Below are 15,101 nucleotides of genomic sequence, written 5' to 3'. Positions count from 1 at the left end.
AACTATTTGAAAGTCATAGAAACTCATATTGTTCCTGCAATCGATGAATCCATCAGGTTGCAGGAATACGGAGTTTCAATTTTCGAAGGAATACCTACCCGCAGCAGCCTTAAAAAAGCCATCAAAAAAGGGCTTATTTTAATTGATGGCAGCACGGCTACCACTGCCCAATGGATTCAGAAAGGGCAAAAAATCGAGTTACTTCAGGAGACTGCCACATTCAAAATCTTCAAATTACCGCTCAAGGTTCTTTATGAAGATGAGGAACTGGCGGTGATCGTAAAACCTGCCGGGGTTGCCACCAGTGGAAATTATTTTAAAACCATTCGAAGTGCACTTCCTTTTAACCTGCAAGCTTCAAAAGCAACCGACGCCTTGCCTGCCCCAGAACCGGCACATCGGCTGGACAAGGAAACCTCCGGTTTGCTCTTAATTGCAAAAACCCGTAAGACCCTGCTTCAGTTACACCAGCATTTTACAAAAAAGCATATTCAGAAAACCTATTTTGCAATTATTCACGGGGAATTTGAATCCCATCAAAGCATCAGGAAACCAATTGCAGGAAAAGCAGCGGAGACCATCATCGAACCACTGGAAACCTATGAAGTGGAATCCAAAACCTATAGTTTAGTCAAATTATTACCCATTACGGGCAGAACGCATCAGCTTCGCATTCATCTCTCCGAAGCCGGCAAACCGATCGTTGCTGATGACATTTATGGCCAAAAAGAGGGTTTTTTCAGCAATAGATCGCTGTTCCTCTTTTCCGGTAAAATTGAATTCCAGCACCCGGCGACAAGTAAAAAAATGATCTTTGAAGAAAAGCTTCCGAAGAAATTCCGCTTTTTAAAACGTCATCTTCGTACACCTTAACAAAAGTTTATTAGAGTAAGAACGATGCCAAAGCGAGGTTGGCCTGGATTTTCCTTATTTTTGTTATAGAAGTATGAACTATGCTAAAGCAACAATTAAATCTTAAGTTATCCCAGAAACTGTCACCGCAGCAGATCCAGCTAATGAAGTTGATCCAGCTGCCCACCCAGGCTTTTGAGCAACGAGTGAAGCAGGAACTGGAGGAAAACCCTGCTCTCGAAGACGGAAAGGAAGATCGTTTTGATGAATATGAAGATCTTTCTAATGAGAATTCTGACGACGATTATGATAACGAAAGCATAGAAACCGAGATCGATGTTGATGAATATTTAAGCGATGACGAGATCCCGAGTTATCGTTTACAGGCAAATAATTACAGCCCTGATGATGATGAAAAAAGCGTGCCCTATGCTGCGGGTACTTCGTTCACCCAGCATTTGAAGAACCAGTTAAGCACTTTCAGGTTTGGAGAAACAGAGCGCGAAATTGCTGAATTTTTGGTTGGAAGTGTGGACGAGAGCGGGTACATTCGACGTACGATCATGGATATCGTAGATGACCTGGCCTTTACCCAAAATGTGTACACTGATGAGGAAACGGTGGAAAAAGTGCTTAAGAAAGTACAAAAACTGGATCCTTCCGGGGTTGGAGCAAGAGATCTTCAGGAGTGTTTGTTGATTCAGTTAAACCGAAAAGAGCCTACCAAACAGGTAGAACTGGCAACGGATATTTTGGATCGATCTTTTGACCAGTTTACCAAAAAACACTACAAAAAACTGCTTACACGCCACGATATTTCCGAAGATGAACTTCGGGAGGCCATTGAAGTGATCGAGCACCTGAACCCGAAACCAGGCGGAGCCTATTCCGGGAATACCCGTATCGTGGAACATGTTACACCAGATTTTACGATCAAGATCGAGGATGGTGAATTACAGCTTACACTGAATGGACGAAATGCTCCGGAAATGCATATTTCCCGGGATTATAGCAACATGCTGAAAGGCTATAAGGAATCGAAAGAAAAGACTAAAGCGCAGAAGGATGCCGTCATGTTCATCAAGCAAAAACTGGATGCGGCGAAATGGTTTATCGAAGCTATTAAGCAACGACAGCAAACTCTCATGGTTACTATGAGTGCTATTATGCACTACCAGGAAGAATACTTTCTTACCGGTGACGAACGAAATCTTCGGCCAATGATCTTAAAAGATATTGCCGATGAGATCGAAATGGATGTTTCTACCGTTTCGCGAGTAGCTAACAGCAAATATGTGGACACCCCTTACGGCACGAAACTGATCAAGGAATTCTTTTCAGAATCCATGAAAAATGACCAGGGAGAAGATGTTTCTACCCGTGAGATCAAAAAGATCCTGGAAATGTCTATCGAAGAAGAAAATAAACGCAAGCCTTTAACCGATGAGAAACTGGCAAAAGTTTTAAAAGATAAAGGTTATCCCATAGCAAGAAGAACCGTGGCAAAATACCGGGAACAACTGGACATTCCGGTAGCCCGTTTACGCAAGGAAATTTAATGAAACTACTCCTGAAACTCGCATCATACGTTTTTCACCCATTATGGATGCCATTTGCTGGCAGTTTGTTCTATTTCCTGTTCATTCCCCGTTTTTTTCCTGAAGAGGTGATCAAAGCCAAATTACTCGCAATCTCGATCATTACAATTTTCATCCCCATCGTGTTTTATTTCCTTCTGAAGAATTTGGGAAAAGTGGGAAGTATCTTTCTCAAAGACACTAAAGAGAGGCGCTGGCCGCTGTTTGTATTTATCCTGTTATGCTTCATGGTCCTACACCAGATCCTCAATAAATACAATTATCCTGCGCTATTTTATTATTTCCTTGGAATTCTGATTTCGACCACGCTTGTTTTATTATTTACTTATTTTAACCTGAAAGTGAGTCTGCACATGGTGGGAATTACAGCATTAATGATGTTTATTTCGATTTTTTGCATGTACTTCCAGATCTATTTCGTCTATACCATTTGCTTCCTGATCATTGCGACCGGTCTTACGGCCAGCAGCCGACTTTACTATAAAGCGCATACCAATTGGGAATTGATATTGGGTGTTATAATCGGGATTATTCCGCAGATACTGGTCTGGAAACTCTGGTTATAAAATATAGAAGTTCAGGCCGATCTGAAGCGTAGAAATCCCGAAAGATTCCTGGTCCACTTCGGCATTTTGAAAAAACGGATTCAGCGCATAGTAAAATTGAAAGTTAAAGGTATTATACCCAAAAGTAAAAGTGGTTCCTATCCGAAATCGATCCAGTTCGGGCAAATCATGGAGTTTCAATTGGCCGTTAGCATCTTTATAATTGCTTCTGAAACGGTAAATATACCCTAAGCGCAAACCTGTATAGATCCGCCAGAATTTATAGGTTTCAGGAGTACTGGTACGCCACCTGAATTCGATTGGAGCTTCAATCAATTGTGTGGTAAAGCGATTCGTCTGGTAATCCTGGTTGTTTTCCAGGCTACTGAAAATGGTACTACCCTGCGAATCCCGGTCGATCTTCAGGTTTTGCCCATAACTATTCAGGGACCAGCCTAAACCAGCTCCCAAAGCAATATTTCGACGTTTATTCAAAGGAAAATCACGAATCATTCCCAGGTGCAAACCTCCGGAAAAACTTTGTTGCCCAATGGTGGAGGGTTTATCGGTTATCAGATTAAAACTGAATCCTACATACAACTGATCTTCCCGATACAGACTGTCTATGGAAGTAGGGACGGTATCCGGAAGCCGGGTAAGAAGTTCACGTTCCTGAGCAAAGCCGTAAATACAACTAAAGAGGAAAAGTACGAAAAGGGCATTCTTCATAACCTGCTAACCTGAAACGTAAATATAAAAAACATCCTGTTCGATTTGGCATCAAACAGGATGTTCTATAATTAAATTGAAAAGATTATTTAATCAACATTTTGCTGGGCATCTCCAACCAACGTGGTATAGTTGATCTTCAAAGCTTCAGCTTTCCTTAGTTCCTGTTTAATATCAGAAACAAGGCCCATATTGGTTTCTTCATCCACCTTTAAGGCTGTGGTTAAATATGGGATTAATTCTTCACGCTTCGCCTGTCTTTCAGAATAGATAAACTGCTGTACTTCTTCAACACTAGCAAATTTATCATTCAGCTGGATACGAGCTTCGGTACCGTATTTGGCCTGATATCTCTTACTCGGTTTCCCGGCGTAGATATACATGATCAAATCCTTCTTATCAAGTTTTTCAACCTGATCGGCATAAGGAAGCTTGTTCTCAATCATCAGGGTATTCTCACGCATTACGGTCGCAACCATAAAGAAGAATAGCAGCATGAAAACGATATCTGGTAAAGATGCCGTACTAATGGCAGGCAAATCTCCGGATTTCTTCTTTTTAAATTTAGACATAATAAAAGTCGTTTTCGGTTTTAGAAGCTTTTAGCTTGTTGGCTCTGCTTCTGATAATTTCTGTGGAATCATATCCTGAATGACGTCGATCTTTTCTTTAAGGGCATCTTTATCGCCGTTATAGTTAGGATCGTTGTACATTTTTTCCATCTCAGTAAACGTTGTACCGAACATACGTTGTGCCTCACGATCTCTTAATTGATTGTAGGCCGCTACCAGTTCGTTCTGTACAGCAATGTAAGTTCCATACTCTGTTCCCCTGTTGTTCACAAGAGAGATAATAGCTTTTCGTGGATTGTCTGACGATGCAGGATCTTTCGCTCCCTGACAGAAGCTACAGGCATCATCACCGCTACCACCACCATTATCCAGGAACTCTACTGCTGCCTCCCTAAGATCGGAAAGCTCCATCTCCTCCTCTTCAACCAGTAACTGGTTATTCGAGTTTACCAGTACGGTAAAGATGTTCTTCTGCTTAATTTGCGGAGGATCCTGCTCTTCAGGTTGCCATGGCGGAAGCTTTCTACTAATCCCCTTATCGGTCTCAATGGTAGTGGTTACCAGGAAGAAAATAAGAAGAAGGAAAGCGATATCAGCCATAGACCCAGCATTCACTTCCGGTGCTGATCTCTTTGCCATATTATTTCGCTAATTTTCTAATTCCTGAGAATACCATTGAAAGAATGGCAATTCCCGCTAAAATATAGAATACGATTAAACCGGCTCCTACCCAGTGATCTCCGCTAGCGGATAGAGTAGTACCGTCTTTCAGAACTTTTTCAGTTCCATCGCTTAATGCATATGCAATAACAATGATAGCAATAAATGAGCCAATTGCTATTAGTGTGGTCTTAATGTTCCCTCTAAAGAGACCAACGATCACGAAGATCGCTACCAGAACAACTGTTGCCAGCAGAATGATATAAGCGATATACATGAATGGATCCAGGTGACTCACCTGCATGTCTGCAGAGGCCTTGATGGCATCGTCCCCGGCAGCGATGATTCGTCCCAGAAGGATCAAACCAATCACTCCAATCACGATTGCCAGATATTTTAAAATTTTATGTAAAGTCATATTACTCTGTCTTAAACTTTCTTCTTAGACTCTTTTTTTGTTCTTGTAAGCTACTAACATATCGATAAGAAGGATTGACGCATCTTCCATATCATTAACGATACTGTCAATCTTAGCGATAATGTAGTTATAAAAAATCTGAAGAATAATCGCAACGATCAAACCGAATACTGTAGTAAGAAGTGCTACTTTAATACCTCCTGCTACAAGTGACGGCTGCATATCTCCTGCTGCCTCGATACGGTCGAAAGCCTGGATCATACCAATTACCGTACCCATGAACCCAAGCATAGGGGCAAGTGCGATAAATAATGATACCCAAGACACGTTTTTCTCAAGTTGTCCCATTTGAACACCACCGTAAGCTACAACAGCTTTTTCTGCTGCTTCGATGCTCTCATCGGCACGGTCAAGACCCTGGTAGTAAATAGATGCTACAGGACCTCTTGTGTTACGGCAAACTTCCTTAGCTGCTTCAACACCGCCGCTGTTTAGAGCATCTTCAACGTCTCTTGCAAGTTTCTTGGTGTTTGTAGAAGCCAGGTTTAGATAGATAATTCTCTCAATGGCAACAGCCAAACCTAAAATCAAACAAAGTAGTACGATACCCATGAAGGCAGGTCCACCTTCAATAAAACGCTTTTTAAGCTCCTGGTGGAAACCAAGATCCTCTTCTTCTCCAGCATCGTCTGCAGCAGCTGCCGCATCCTCATCCTGCTGAACAAAGGTAGCAATCGTTTCCGGCAAAATATTCGCACTGTTAGCCGCCTTGACGTTAGTGGCCCCAAGAACCGTAATCGCGGCGATTACCAAAATAGAAAATAATCTTTTCATTACTGTTTGTCTTAATTTAATTAGTTAAAGGGTTAAAGATATAAATAATTTTTAATAAAAGTTAGCAGAGAGGAAGGGATTCGAACCCTCGATACGCTTGTGACGTATACACACTTTCCAGGCGTGCGCCTTCGACCACTCGGCCACCTCTCTGTGAATTTACTTTTCGGGGCGGCAAATAACAAAAAAAAAACTTGTGCGTCAAGTAAGACGCGTTAATTTTAAGACATTTCGCCTCGCAGGGAAGTTTCGAAGATAGTTTTGAAAACTTTTGGAGACAAATCTTTGTCTAGCAAATACATCAATTTCGAAATTGCAGCCTCCGTAGTGATATCTTTTCCAGAGGTTACTCCTACTCTTTTTAATCCTACGCTGGTTTCATAATTACCCATTACCACACTCCCGCCGGCACACTGCGTGACGTTCACCACACTGAGCCCCTTCCTGATCTTATCTTTCAGCAAATCAAGGAACCAGCCCTCATTTGGCGCATTGCCACTTCCGTAGGTTTCGAGAACAATACCTTTCAAACCGGGTTTAGACAACACGTATTCCACACTGCTTTCAGTAATGCCCGGAAACATTTTCAGGATCAGGACCTCATCATTAAAGCCGGTGTGCAGCTTCGGAAATTGTTTTCTTCCAGATTTCCAGAGCGATTTGTAATCTACGGAAAGGTACACCCCAGACTCGGCCAGCGGCGGATAATTCATCGAGGCAAAGGCCTGGAAATGTTCTGCATTGATCTTGGTAGTCCTGTTAGCCCGGTATAATTTATATTCAAAATACAGCCCAACTTCTGTAATTACAGGTTTTCCGTTCTTCCGAAGCCCGGCGATCTGAATACTGGTGATCAGGTTCTCTTTGGCATCGGTACGAAGATCTCCAATTGGCAATTGTGACCCGGTAAAAATGATCGGTTTGGATAGATTTTCGAACATGAAACTGAGGGCTGAAGCGGTGTAAGACATGGTATCACTGCCATGCAACACCACAAAACCATCATACCCTTCGTAATGTTCATAGATGATATTGGCTATTTTGATCCACTGCTGCGGATTCATATTCGAAGAATCGATCGGGTTTTCAAAACTCACCGTATCGATCTCATGTTCCAGGATATTCAGCTCCGGGATATTCTGCAATAATTCATCAAAATTGAAAGCCTTCAGGGCGCCGGTTTCATAATCCTTGATCATCCCAATGGTTCCCCCGGTATAAACCAGCAGAATTCTAGACCTGTTCTTCATGCAGGGACATTTTATTGATCACCGGGTTGGCATACATCAGCAAATAGCTGTTCAGGGCCAGTGAATTTTTCACATCCACCCTTCTGCTGATCCTGCGCTCAAATTGTCTTTTTTCCTTTTCGGAATAATGGTCTGCAAAACGCGTTTCATTATTCACCAGGTCATACGCGATATAATTGGCAGGCCATAATTTGAAATTTCTATAGATCGCCTGATCGATCAGCGTCCCCAGTGCTTTCAACTGCTCATTTATAGAAAGATCCTGCTCGCGGATCTCCTGAATTTTCTCTTTGGAAAGCACTTTCCCGGCAGAAAGGCTGATCCTTCCCTTTTGCCCGAGTGCGCCCTGCATGATGCTGTTAAAATCTTCGTTGGCCGACTTCTTATACTCCTCTTTCATTCTTTTGGCCAGGACTTCAGGCATTTTCAACATATCAGTTGGGTCAAATTCATAAGAAATGGCAACTGGTACGATTTTCAGCTTTTCAAAATAGTCCAGCACGTCCAGATCTCCTTTGGCCATTGCCAGCATTTTCAGTACACCCTGCTGCGTGAAGTCATTTCCGTCCTTTGTTCGTCCCTCCCGCTGCGCCATCCACACCGAGCGTTTTTCCTCCAGTAGCAGCTGCCTGATGTATTCCGAAAGATTCATGGAACTCTTCAGCATTTCCCTGGGAGACTGCCCGCGGAGTACCAAAAAGTTTCGATTCAGCCTGGAAAGCGCCATCAAAAATGGCTTCTGCACCAGGTTATCGCCAATCGCCGATGCGGTCATTACCAGGTCATGATTACACAAAGTATAATTGATAAGCGAAGTATCCAGAATGATATCGCGGTGATTGGAAATATAAAAGTAGGATTCTCCCGGTTCGAGTTTGTCGAAACCACGGTCTTCGAGACCCTCACTGGTTTTCTCCAGTACTTTTTCTACGGAATGGTAGATGACCTTTGTTTGAAAGTCCCGAATGGAGCGGCAGGAAAGCACAATCTCCTCGATCTCTTCAAACTCTTTTTCAGGAAAAGTATAGGTCAAAAGCGCCTTGATCATAGGATGCTTCACGTATTCCGCAAGAGCTGCCTGGACCTCGGCGTCGTTATAAAATCTTATTTTTTCAAAATTCTGCACAGTTCGCTTGGTTCTTTAAACAAATGAACAAAATTTCTGCCTAATAGCTTTAAATTCCGAAAACTTCCTTGGAATTAGCGGTAGTGATCTCAGCGATCTTTTCGATTGGCAGATTATAAAGTTCGGAAAGCTTTTCGGCCACCTTCAGAATGTATATGGGATCGTTGCGTTTCCCGCGGAAAGGTGTTGGTGCCAGGTATGGCGCATCGGTCTCCAGCACGATCTCTTCGATAGGAAATTCTGAAATGAACTGATCGAGTCCGCCATTTTTAAAGGTCACGATCCCTCCAATCCCCAATTTCATATTATAGGACAGTGCTTTTTCTGCCTGCTCGCGATTGCCGCTGAAACAGTGAAAAATGCCGAAAAGATCGTCGCCCTTTTCTGATTCCAGTACTTCGAAAACCTCATCAAAAGCATCGCGGCAATGGATCACAATGGGCAGTTTTTTACTTTTTGCCAGCTGGATCTGTCTTCTAAAAGCTTCCTGCTGAATTTCCAAGGTAGATTTATCCCAGTAAAGATCGATGCCAATTTCTCCAACCGCGTAAAAATCTCTTTTTTCAAACTGCTGCTGAATATGAGTCAGTTCTTCTTCAAAATTTTCCTGGACATGAGTTGGATGGAGCCCCATCATCAGAAATACATTTTCAGGGAACTGTTTTTCAAGATTATACATCGCCTGCGTTGTTTCGGAATCGATCGCCGGAATAAAAAATCTTTTTACCCCGCTATCAATGGCTTTCTGTATGACCTCTTTTCGGTCCACGTCAAAGGCTTCGCTATATAAATGAGTATGCGTATCTGTAATTTTCATAGTCGCAAAAATAACAGAAGATTACAGAATCCTAAAAAACAGAGACAAATTAGGTCTCTCATTTTTAAATACGATCCTCAGGGTTTTGTAGCTGTGATATTCCCATTACTGATGCTCGTGGAATAGATCGCCAGATCACGGGTTGAACCAGATTCGCCTTGTGGCCCGCGAATCACATCGCCATCTTCTTCATAACGGGCGAAGTGCAACTGGCATTCAATATAGCCTTCATCTTCCAGCCACACCAGCTGTCCTCCCTGATGCGGACAAACAGCTTCCGTAGCGACAAAATCTGCCGAGGTATTTCCAGCGCCAATACGAAAGAACAAGATTCCATTACTGGTAAACTGATCTCCCACATTCGCTAAATTGGAAAGACTTACTGTGACGGTTTGAGGACCACTATTTCCCGGCGGGTCCGGACTATCGCCTCCATCATCGCCTGTACTACAAGCTGAAAATACACAGGCACCTGAGCATGCCAGCAAAACTCCTTTCACTAAAAATTCACCTCTTTTCATAATTTGATATTTTAAAGATTGTAAGTATTCAACTCCTGATTCTATTAGCGGTTAAGATTCCTGCATATTCCCGTTCATTAAGCGTTTGGGCCAAAAACCCTGACGATTATAATATTTACGAAAAAACAAAGGGTATAGTTTCAACCTATACCCTTATAAATTTAAGCAATATTTACAATATATAAAATCAGCTATTTCCTTTGCTTTTATCGGCCTCTCGCTGAATGAAATTTGACAGATATTCTGCATCCTTTTTGATACCGCCCAAAGTGGCTGACCCGCGGGTATGTAACCAGGGAAGTCCAATAAAATAGAGCCCATCTATACTGCTCACCCCTCTTTCGTGCTTCGGATAGCCATCTTTGGTCAATTCCAGGCCTTCGATCCATTCAAAATTAGGCCTGTAACCCGTAGCCCAAACGATATTCCGAAGTTCGCTGAGTTTCTTTTTTTCAGTAAGCACCATATTGCCTTCCGCATTTTTCGTCTTACCAACCGGCTCCACATTGGGTCGGGCCAGAATTTCCTTCACGTCTGTCCCGATAACCGGCTGCCGGGATTTGCTTAATTTCCTACCCAACCAGGAATTCCGACTGAAACTCAAAAAACCTGTCTTTGTGAACCACCACCAGAGGGTCTTTCCTAAGAGTTGCTGCGGAAGTACCCGAACATCGGTAGTTCCTGAAAAATACACTTCTCGCTCCTGTTCTGCTGAAACCTCATCGAGGATCTGGAAGCCGCTGTCCCCCGCTCCCACAACCATCGTTGCCCCTTCCTGAAGCTGATCCGGATTTTTGTAGTAATTACTGTGAATCTGGAAAACCTCCCGATCGATCTTTTTGGAAAACGGCGGTGTATACGGAATATGAAACGGCCCGGTCGCCACCACAACGTTCCTGCTCAGAAATTTGCCATTTGGGCCAGACAGTTCAAAATGATTGCCTTCGTGGCTGATGTGTTCAATGAGCGTGTTAAGCTGAATGGGAATTTCAAATTTATTCGCGTAAGATTTAAAATACTGCGCCACTTCTGTTTTGGTGGGATAATACCCCTTTTCAGCAGGAAAATCCATTCCGGGCAGATTATTGAATTCCGAAGGTGTGAACAGTTTCAGGGAATCCCAGCGATTGAGCCAGGAAGCGCCAATTTCAGATTCTTTATCTACCACCAGGAAATCCATCTTCAGCTCCTGAAGGTAATACGACATGGCCAGACCGGCCTGAGCAGCTCCAACAACAATAAAATCAAGCATTCCGCAGTATTTTCGGCAAAAATACCATTAATTAAAGGTTTCTGAAAATGAGAAGAATCGGAATAACTTTCTTTTCACACTCGGAACTTCCGTAATTTTAAGCAAAAATGAAATCAGCATGAAGAACATACGACCTTACGTTCTCGCCGAAACGAATTGGAAACAGGTGAAAAATGACAATTATCACCTCGCCCTGTTGCCCTGGGGTGCCACCGAAGCTCATAATTACCACCTGCCTTACGCAACCGATAATATTTTAGCTGAAGAAGTGGCCATTGCAGCAGCAGGAATTTCCTGGAAGTCGGGAGCAAAACCCATTGTACTGCCCACCGTCCCGTTTAGCGTAAACACCGGCCAGCTTGATGTTCCGCTTTGTATGAACATGAATCCCAGCACGCAACTGGCCGTTTTGAAAGACCTGGTTCAGGTGTTGGATCATCATCAAATTCATAAACTGATCGTGGTAAACGCGCACGGTGGGAATAATTTCAAACAAATCATCCGGGAGCTCAGCCTCATTTTTCCGAAGGTATTCATCTGCTCGATCAACTGGTGGAAAGTGGAGAACGCTGAAAATTATTTCGATGAGCCGGGGGATCATGCCGGGGAGCTTGAAACAGCTGCAGTCATGCACCTGCGACCAGACCTGGTTTTACCTTTGGAAGAAGCCGGAAACGGAAAAGCCAGAAATTATAAGCTGAAAGGTTTGCAAGAAGGCTGGGCAAGTGCTCAAAGAGAATGGACCAAAGTGACCGAAGATACCGGTGTGGGAAACCCAAAAGCAGCAACTGCAGAAAAAGGCCAAAAATTCTTTGATAAATGCGTGGACACGATTGCCGGTTTTATTTCGGAGTTGGATAAGACCAGCCTGGACGACCTTTACGAGTAGTTAAAAGATGACTTCTTTATAATTCCAGAACTGGTATACAAACAAAATAAGATAAGCAACACACACCAGGAACTCCATAAAACTGGAAGTTAGCAAGCCAAGAAAAGATCCAAACGCGGCCCTGACTGCGGTCTTGGAATTGCTTTTATTGAGGATTTCCCCTATTAGCGCACCCAAAAATGGCCCAATGATCACCGCGAAAGGAACCGGCGCGAAGATTCCAATTACCAGCCCAATAGTTGCGCCGATCATTCCTTTTTTACTTCCGCCAAATCTTTTGGTTCCCATTGCCGGGATTACCAGATTCAGAATATACACGATGATCGCGATGACCAGCGTGATCGAAAGGAACAAATAATTCATGGGCACGGTTGGGATCAGGAAAAACAGCAACAATCCGATCCAGCTTAAGGGCACACCCGGAAGTACCGGGAGAAAACTCCCCAAAAGGCCGAGGATCATAAAAAACGCCGCTATACAAAAGAGTATGATTTCCATATTTCCTGATTTCCCACGAAGATAGAAAAAGCGGATGATTTAATTTTTAACTAAATAATTAGTTTAAACTAATATTTTAGTTTATATTAGTCTTCTCAAACAACATTTTAAAATGAAGCAGCTCACCAAAGCAGAAGAGGAGATCATGCAATTATTGTGGGATCTGGAAGAAGCAAATGTGGCAGCGCTGATCGCTGAAATGCCCGAGCCTAAACCGGCTTACAATACCGTTTCCACGATTGTGCGCATCCTTGAAAACAAAGGCTTTGTGGATCACCGGCAACAGGGAAAAGGTTATATCTATTTTCCCATTATCGCCAAAGAAACCTATAGCAACCAGAGCATTAATCAGCTGATGAACAACTATTTCAATGGTTCTTTTAAAAGTATGGTGAGCTTTTTCATGAAAAAGAATGACATGAAGACCAGCGATCTGGAATCCATTTTAAAAGAGATTAATAAAGAAGAAAAACGATGACCGACTATTTACTTGAAATCTTGATTTTTCAGCTGGCATTCTTATTAATATATGAAATCTGGCTGCAGAAGGAGACATTTTTCAATCTTAACCGTGCCTATTTACTGGCCACTCCCCTGCTGTCACTTTTGATTCCATTTATACGAATCACCAGTCTGCAAAAAACAACTCCGGCAATAGCATTTCAGAATTTATCTGACAAAACGATGGTTTTGCTTCCGGAAGTATTTATAGGAAACAGAACTGCAACTACCGCTGCATCACAGATCGAAAATGATATTCAACTTAATTGGTGGCTAATCCTCTATTTTCTGGGAGCTACAATAGCGTTTGGTGTTTTTCTTTATAAACTATATAAGCTTGAGAAAATATCGAGGAGCAGCCGACCAATTAAACAGAAATACTATGACATTTTCGAAATCCCGAATTCGGATGCTGCCTATACCTATTTCAATCAACTATATATAGGAGACAGGATTTCTGCGGAAGACCGAAAACAGATCATTACCCACGAGCTGGTACATCTGGACGAACGACATGGTGTGGATTTGATGACCTTCGAAATTCTGAAAATCGTGCTATGGTTTAACCCGCTCATCTATCTTTTTCAGTCCAAACTGGCGGTCATTCATGAGTACATCGCAGATGAAACTACCGTTAAGAAATCTGGCAAGAAACAATATTTTGAACAACTGCTGAATACTGCTTTCGGTACCAGCAACATCACGTTCACTAATCAATTTTTTAATCATTCATTAATCAAAAAACGAATAGTTATGTTACAAAAGAACAAATCAGGAAAACTGAAACATTTTAAATTTCTATTGATCATTCCCGTATTGTTGCTGATGCTAACCTACGTGGCTTGCTCCCAGGATGATGAATTAGAGGCCGAACTTGATTTGCAGCAGTACAGTTACGAACTTGGAATGGATAAAAGTTTCAACAGTGATCCTAAACTGAAAGAGCAGCATGATAAATATGAAACCTTTCTGTTGAATAATCCTGATTATGTAAGCTGGGCAACCATAGATTATAGCAAGAAACAGATATCTTATTCTGTACACCCAAAGACGGAAAGGGTTCCGGAAGGTTACAACCCAATGGAACTTGCTTTTAAAAATGGCGGTACCTATACCATGTATATCAATTTGAGGGATTCTGCCAACACCGGCAATTCTTCAGCAACAATTACGAAATCGCAAGACTCAGGAAACAACATGAAGGATGTACCATTTGCTGTGGTTGACAAAGCTCCTGCATTCCCGGATTGCGAAGAGTTTACTTCCAATGACGAACGAAAAAAATGCACCAGCGAAAAAATTTCCATGTTCGTGAATCAAAATTTTAACACCAATATTGGCAAGGAATTAGGACTTACCGGAATCAGCCGCATAATCGTTCAGTTTAAAATAGGCCAGGATGGAAATATTGCTGAGGTGCGAGCCAGAAGTTCCAGAGAGGAGCTAAAAGAAGAGGCTATTCGAGTGATCAACTCGCTGCCAAAAATGACACCTGGAGAACAAAATGGGCAAAAAGTTTCAGTGATGTATTCTTTACCAATTGCCTTTCAAACTAAATAACATAGCTATGAAAAAGAATATTTTAAAAAATTTAGCCCTGGGTTTGATGCTGCTGTTTGCGGCATCTGCCTTTGCGCAGGATGAAGCCGTGCCCTTTGCGGTTGCAGACAAAGCGCCGGCATATCCAGGTTGTGAAAATCTTTCTGGAGAAGTATTGCAGGATTGTACCTCTCAAAAGATCATCAATTTTGTAAATGCTAATTTTGACACGTCTCTTGGTAAAAAACTCGGAATTGTAGGCTCCACCAGAATTGTGGTTCAGTTCAAGATCGATGCAGATGGAAATACTACCGATGTCCGTTCAAGATCGCTGGATAATGATGCTAAGGTTCGCGAAAGGCTGCAAACCGAAGCAAACAGGGTTGTTGAAAAATTACCTAACATGAAGCCCGCAGAGAAAGAAGGGAAAAAAGTGGCAATTCTCTATTCATTACCCATTCAATTCGAAGTTCCAAAAACAACTGAAGAAAAAAATTAAT

General features: G+C 42.4%; 18 protein-coding genes and 1 tRNA gene. 7 read left to right on the top strand and 12 right to left on the bottom strand.

Annotated features, from left to right (window positions below):
- The first annotated feature begins 6 nt into the window (after positions 1-6).
- The 3 genes from GRFL_RS09190 (at position 7) to GRFL_RS09180 (ending at position 3,016) form a co-directional block, all read left to right on the top strand.
- On the top strand, positions 7-873 hold the full coding sequence (locus GRFL_RS09190; RefSeq protein WP_083644336.1) for an RluA family pseudouridine synthase: 867 nt from the start codon (positions 7-9) through the stop codon (positions 871-873).
- Between the two features lie 80 nt (positions 874-953).
- The gene (gene rpoN, locus GRFL_RS09185; protein WP_083644335.1) at positions 954-2,411 is read left to right on the top strand and encodes an RNA polymerase factor sigma-54; all 1,458 of its coding nucleotides are present in this window, start codon (positions 954-956) and stop codon (positions 2,409-2,411) included.
- On the top strand, positions 2,411-3,016 hold the full coding sequence (locus tag GRFL_RS09180; RefSeq protein WP_083644334.1) for a hypothetical protein: 606 nt from the start codon (positions 2,411-2,413) through the stop codon (positions 3,014-3,016). The genes rpoN and GRFL_RS09180 overlap by 1 nt, the downstream gene beginning before the upstream one ends.
- On the opposite strand, the gene GRFL_RS09175 is transcribed toward GRFL_RS09180, so the two are convergent.
- The 11 genes from GRFL_RS09175 to GRFL_RS09125 all read right to left on the bottom strand — a co-directional run bounded on the left by GRFL_RS09175 (position 3,011) and on the right by GRFL_RS09125 (position 11,174).
- Positions 3,011-3,724, bottom strand: a complete 714-nt coding sequence (locus GRFL_RS09175; RefSeq protein ID WP_083644333.1) for a porin family protein — start codon at positions 3,722-3,724, stop codon at positions 3,011-3,013. The genes GRFL_RS09180 and GRFL_RS09175 overlap by 6 nt on opposite strands.
- Positions 3,725-3,813: 89 nt before the next feature.
- On the bottom strand, positions 3,814-4,296 hold the full coding sequence (locus tag GRFL_RS09170; RefSeq protein WP_083644332.1) for an ExbD/TolR family protein: 483 nt from the start codon (positions 4,294-4,296) through the stop codon (positions 3,814-3,816).
- Between the two features lie 30 nt (positions 4,297-4,326).
- A complete protein-coding gene (locus GRFL_RS09165; protein WP_083644331.1) occupies positions 4,327-4,935 on the bottom strand; it encodes an ExbD/TolR family protein in 609 nt (202 codons plus the stop codon).
- Position 4,936: 1 nt separating this feature from the next.
- Positions 4,937-5,374 carry a hypothetical protein gene (locus GRFL_RS09160; protein ID WP_083644330.1) on the bottom strand — a complete coding sequence of 146 codons (438 nt, stop codon included), beginning with the start codon at positions 5,372-5,374 and terminating at the stop codon, positions 4,937-4,939.
- A gap of 24 nt (positions 5,375-5,398) precedes the next feature.
- Complete coding sequence (locus tag GRFL_RS09155) at positions 5,399-6,208, bottom strand: MotA/TolQ/ExbB proton channel family protein (protein WP_083644329.1); 810 nt, start codon at positions 6,206-6,208, stop codon at positions 5,399-5,401.
- Between the two features lie 65 nt (positions 6,209-6,273).
- A tRNA-Ser gene (locus tag GRFL_RS09150) sits at positions 6,274-6,361 on the bottom strand.
- A 68-nt stretch (positions 6,362-6,429) separates the two neighbouring features.
- A complete protein-coding gene (locus GRFL_RS09145) occupies positions 6,430-7,458 on the bottom strand; it encodes an asparaginase (RefSeq protein WP_083644328.1) in 1,029 nt (342 codons plus the stop codon).
- The gene (locus tag GRFL_RS09140; RefSeq protein WP_083644327.1) at positions 7,442-8,584 is read right to left on the bottom strand and encodes a 1-acyl-sn-glycerol-3-phosphate acyltransferase; all 1,143 of its coding nucleotides are present in this window, start codon (positions 8,582-8,584) and stop codon (positions 7,442-7,444) included. The genes GRFL_RS09145 and GRFL_RS09140 overlap by 17 nt, the downstream gene beginning before the upstream one ends.
- A 49-nt stretch (positions 8,585-8,633) precedes the next feature.
- Complete coding sequence (locus tag GRFL_RS09135; RefSeq protein WP_083644326.1) at positions 8,634-9,401, bottom strand: TatD family hydrolase; 768 nt, start codon at positions 9,399-9,401, stop codon at positions 8,634-8,636.
- Between the two features lie 77 nt (positions 9,402-9,478).
- Positions 9,479-9,922 (bottom strand): QcrA and Rieske domain-containing protein, encoded by a 444-nt coding sequence (locus GRFL_RS09130; protein WP_083644325.1) that lies wholly within the window; start codon positions 9,920-9,922, stop codon positions 9,479-9,481.
- 187 nt (positions 9,923-10,109) lie between these two features.
- A complete protein-coding gene (locus GRFL_RS09125; RefSeq protein WP_083644324.1) occupies positions 10,110-11,174 on the bottom strand; it encodes a flavin-containing monooxygenase in 1,065 nt (354 codons plus the stop codon).
- Positions 11,175-11,292: 118 nt separating this feature from the next.
- Here GRFL_RS09125 and GRFL_RS09120 point away from each other — a divergent pair, with 118 nt between their 5' ends.
- Positions 11,293-12,063, top strand: coding sequence for a creatininase family protein (locus GRFL_RS09120; protein WP_083644323.1), 771 nt, complete (start codon positions 11,293-11,295; stop codon positions 12,061-12,063).
- Here the strand turns inward: GRFL_RS09120 and GRFL_RS09115 are convergent, their stop codons facing one another.
- Complete coding sequence (locus GRFL_RS09115) at positions 12,064-12,561, bottom strand: DUF456 domain-containing protein (protein ID WP_083644322.1); 498 nt, start codon at positions 12,559-12,561, stop codon at positions 12,064-12,066.
- A 112-nt stretch (positions 12,562-12,673) separates the two neighbouring features.
- Between GRFL_RS09115 and GRFL_RS09110 the strand changes: the two genes are divergently transcribed.
- The 3 genes from GRFL_RS09110 to GRFL_RS09100 are packed head-to-tail and all read left to right on the top strand — an operon-like array spanning position 12,674 to position 15,100.
- A complete protein-coding gene (locus tag GRFL_RS09110) occupies positions 12,674-13,039 on the top strand; it encodes a BlaI/MecI/CopY family transcriptional regulator (RefSeq protein WP_083644321.1) in 366 nt (121 codons plus the stop codon).
- Positions 13,036-14,622, top strand: coding sequence for a M56 family metallopeptidase (locus tag GRFL_RS09105; RefSeq protein WP_083644320.1), 1,587 nt, complete (start codon positions 13,036-13,038; stop codon positions 14,620-14,622). The genes GRFL_RS09110 and GRFL_RS09105 overlap by 4 nt, the downstream gene beginning before the upstream one ends.
- 7 nt (positions 14,623-14,629) lie before the next feature.
- The gene (locus tag GRFL_RS09100) at positions 14,630-15,100 is read left to right on the top strand and encodes an energy transducer TonB (RefSeq protein ID WP_083644319.1); all 471 of its coding nucleotides are present in this window, start codon (positions 14,630-14,632) and stop codon (positions 15,098-15,100) included.
- Position 15,101 lies beyond the last annotated feature (1 nt).

Origin of the sequence: Christiangramia flava JLT2011 (assembly GCF_001951155.1) — a bacterium.
GTDB lineage: Bacteria > Bacteroidota > Bacteroidia > Flavobacteriales > Flavobacteriaceae > Christiangramia > Christiangramia flava.
This window is presented reverse-complemented; position numbering and strand designations above follow the sequence as displayed.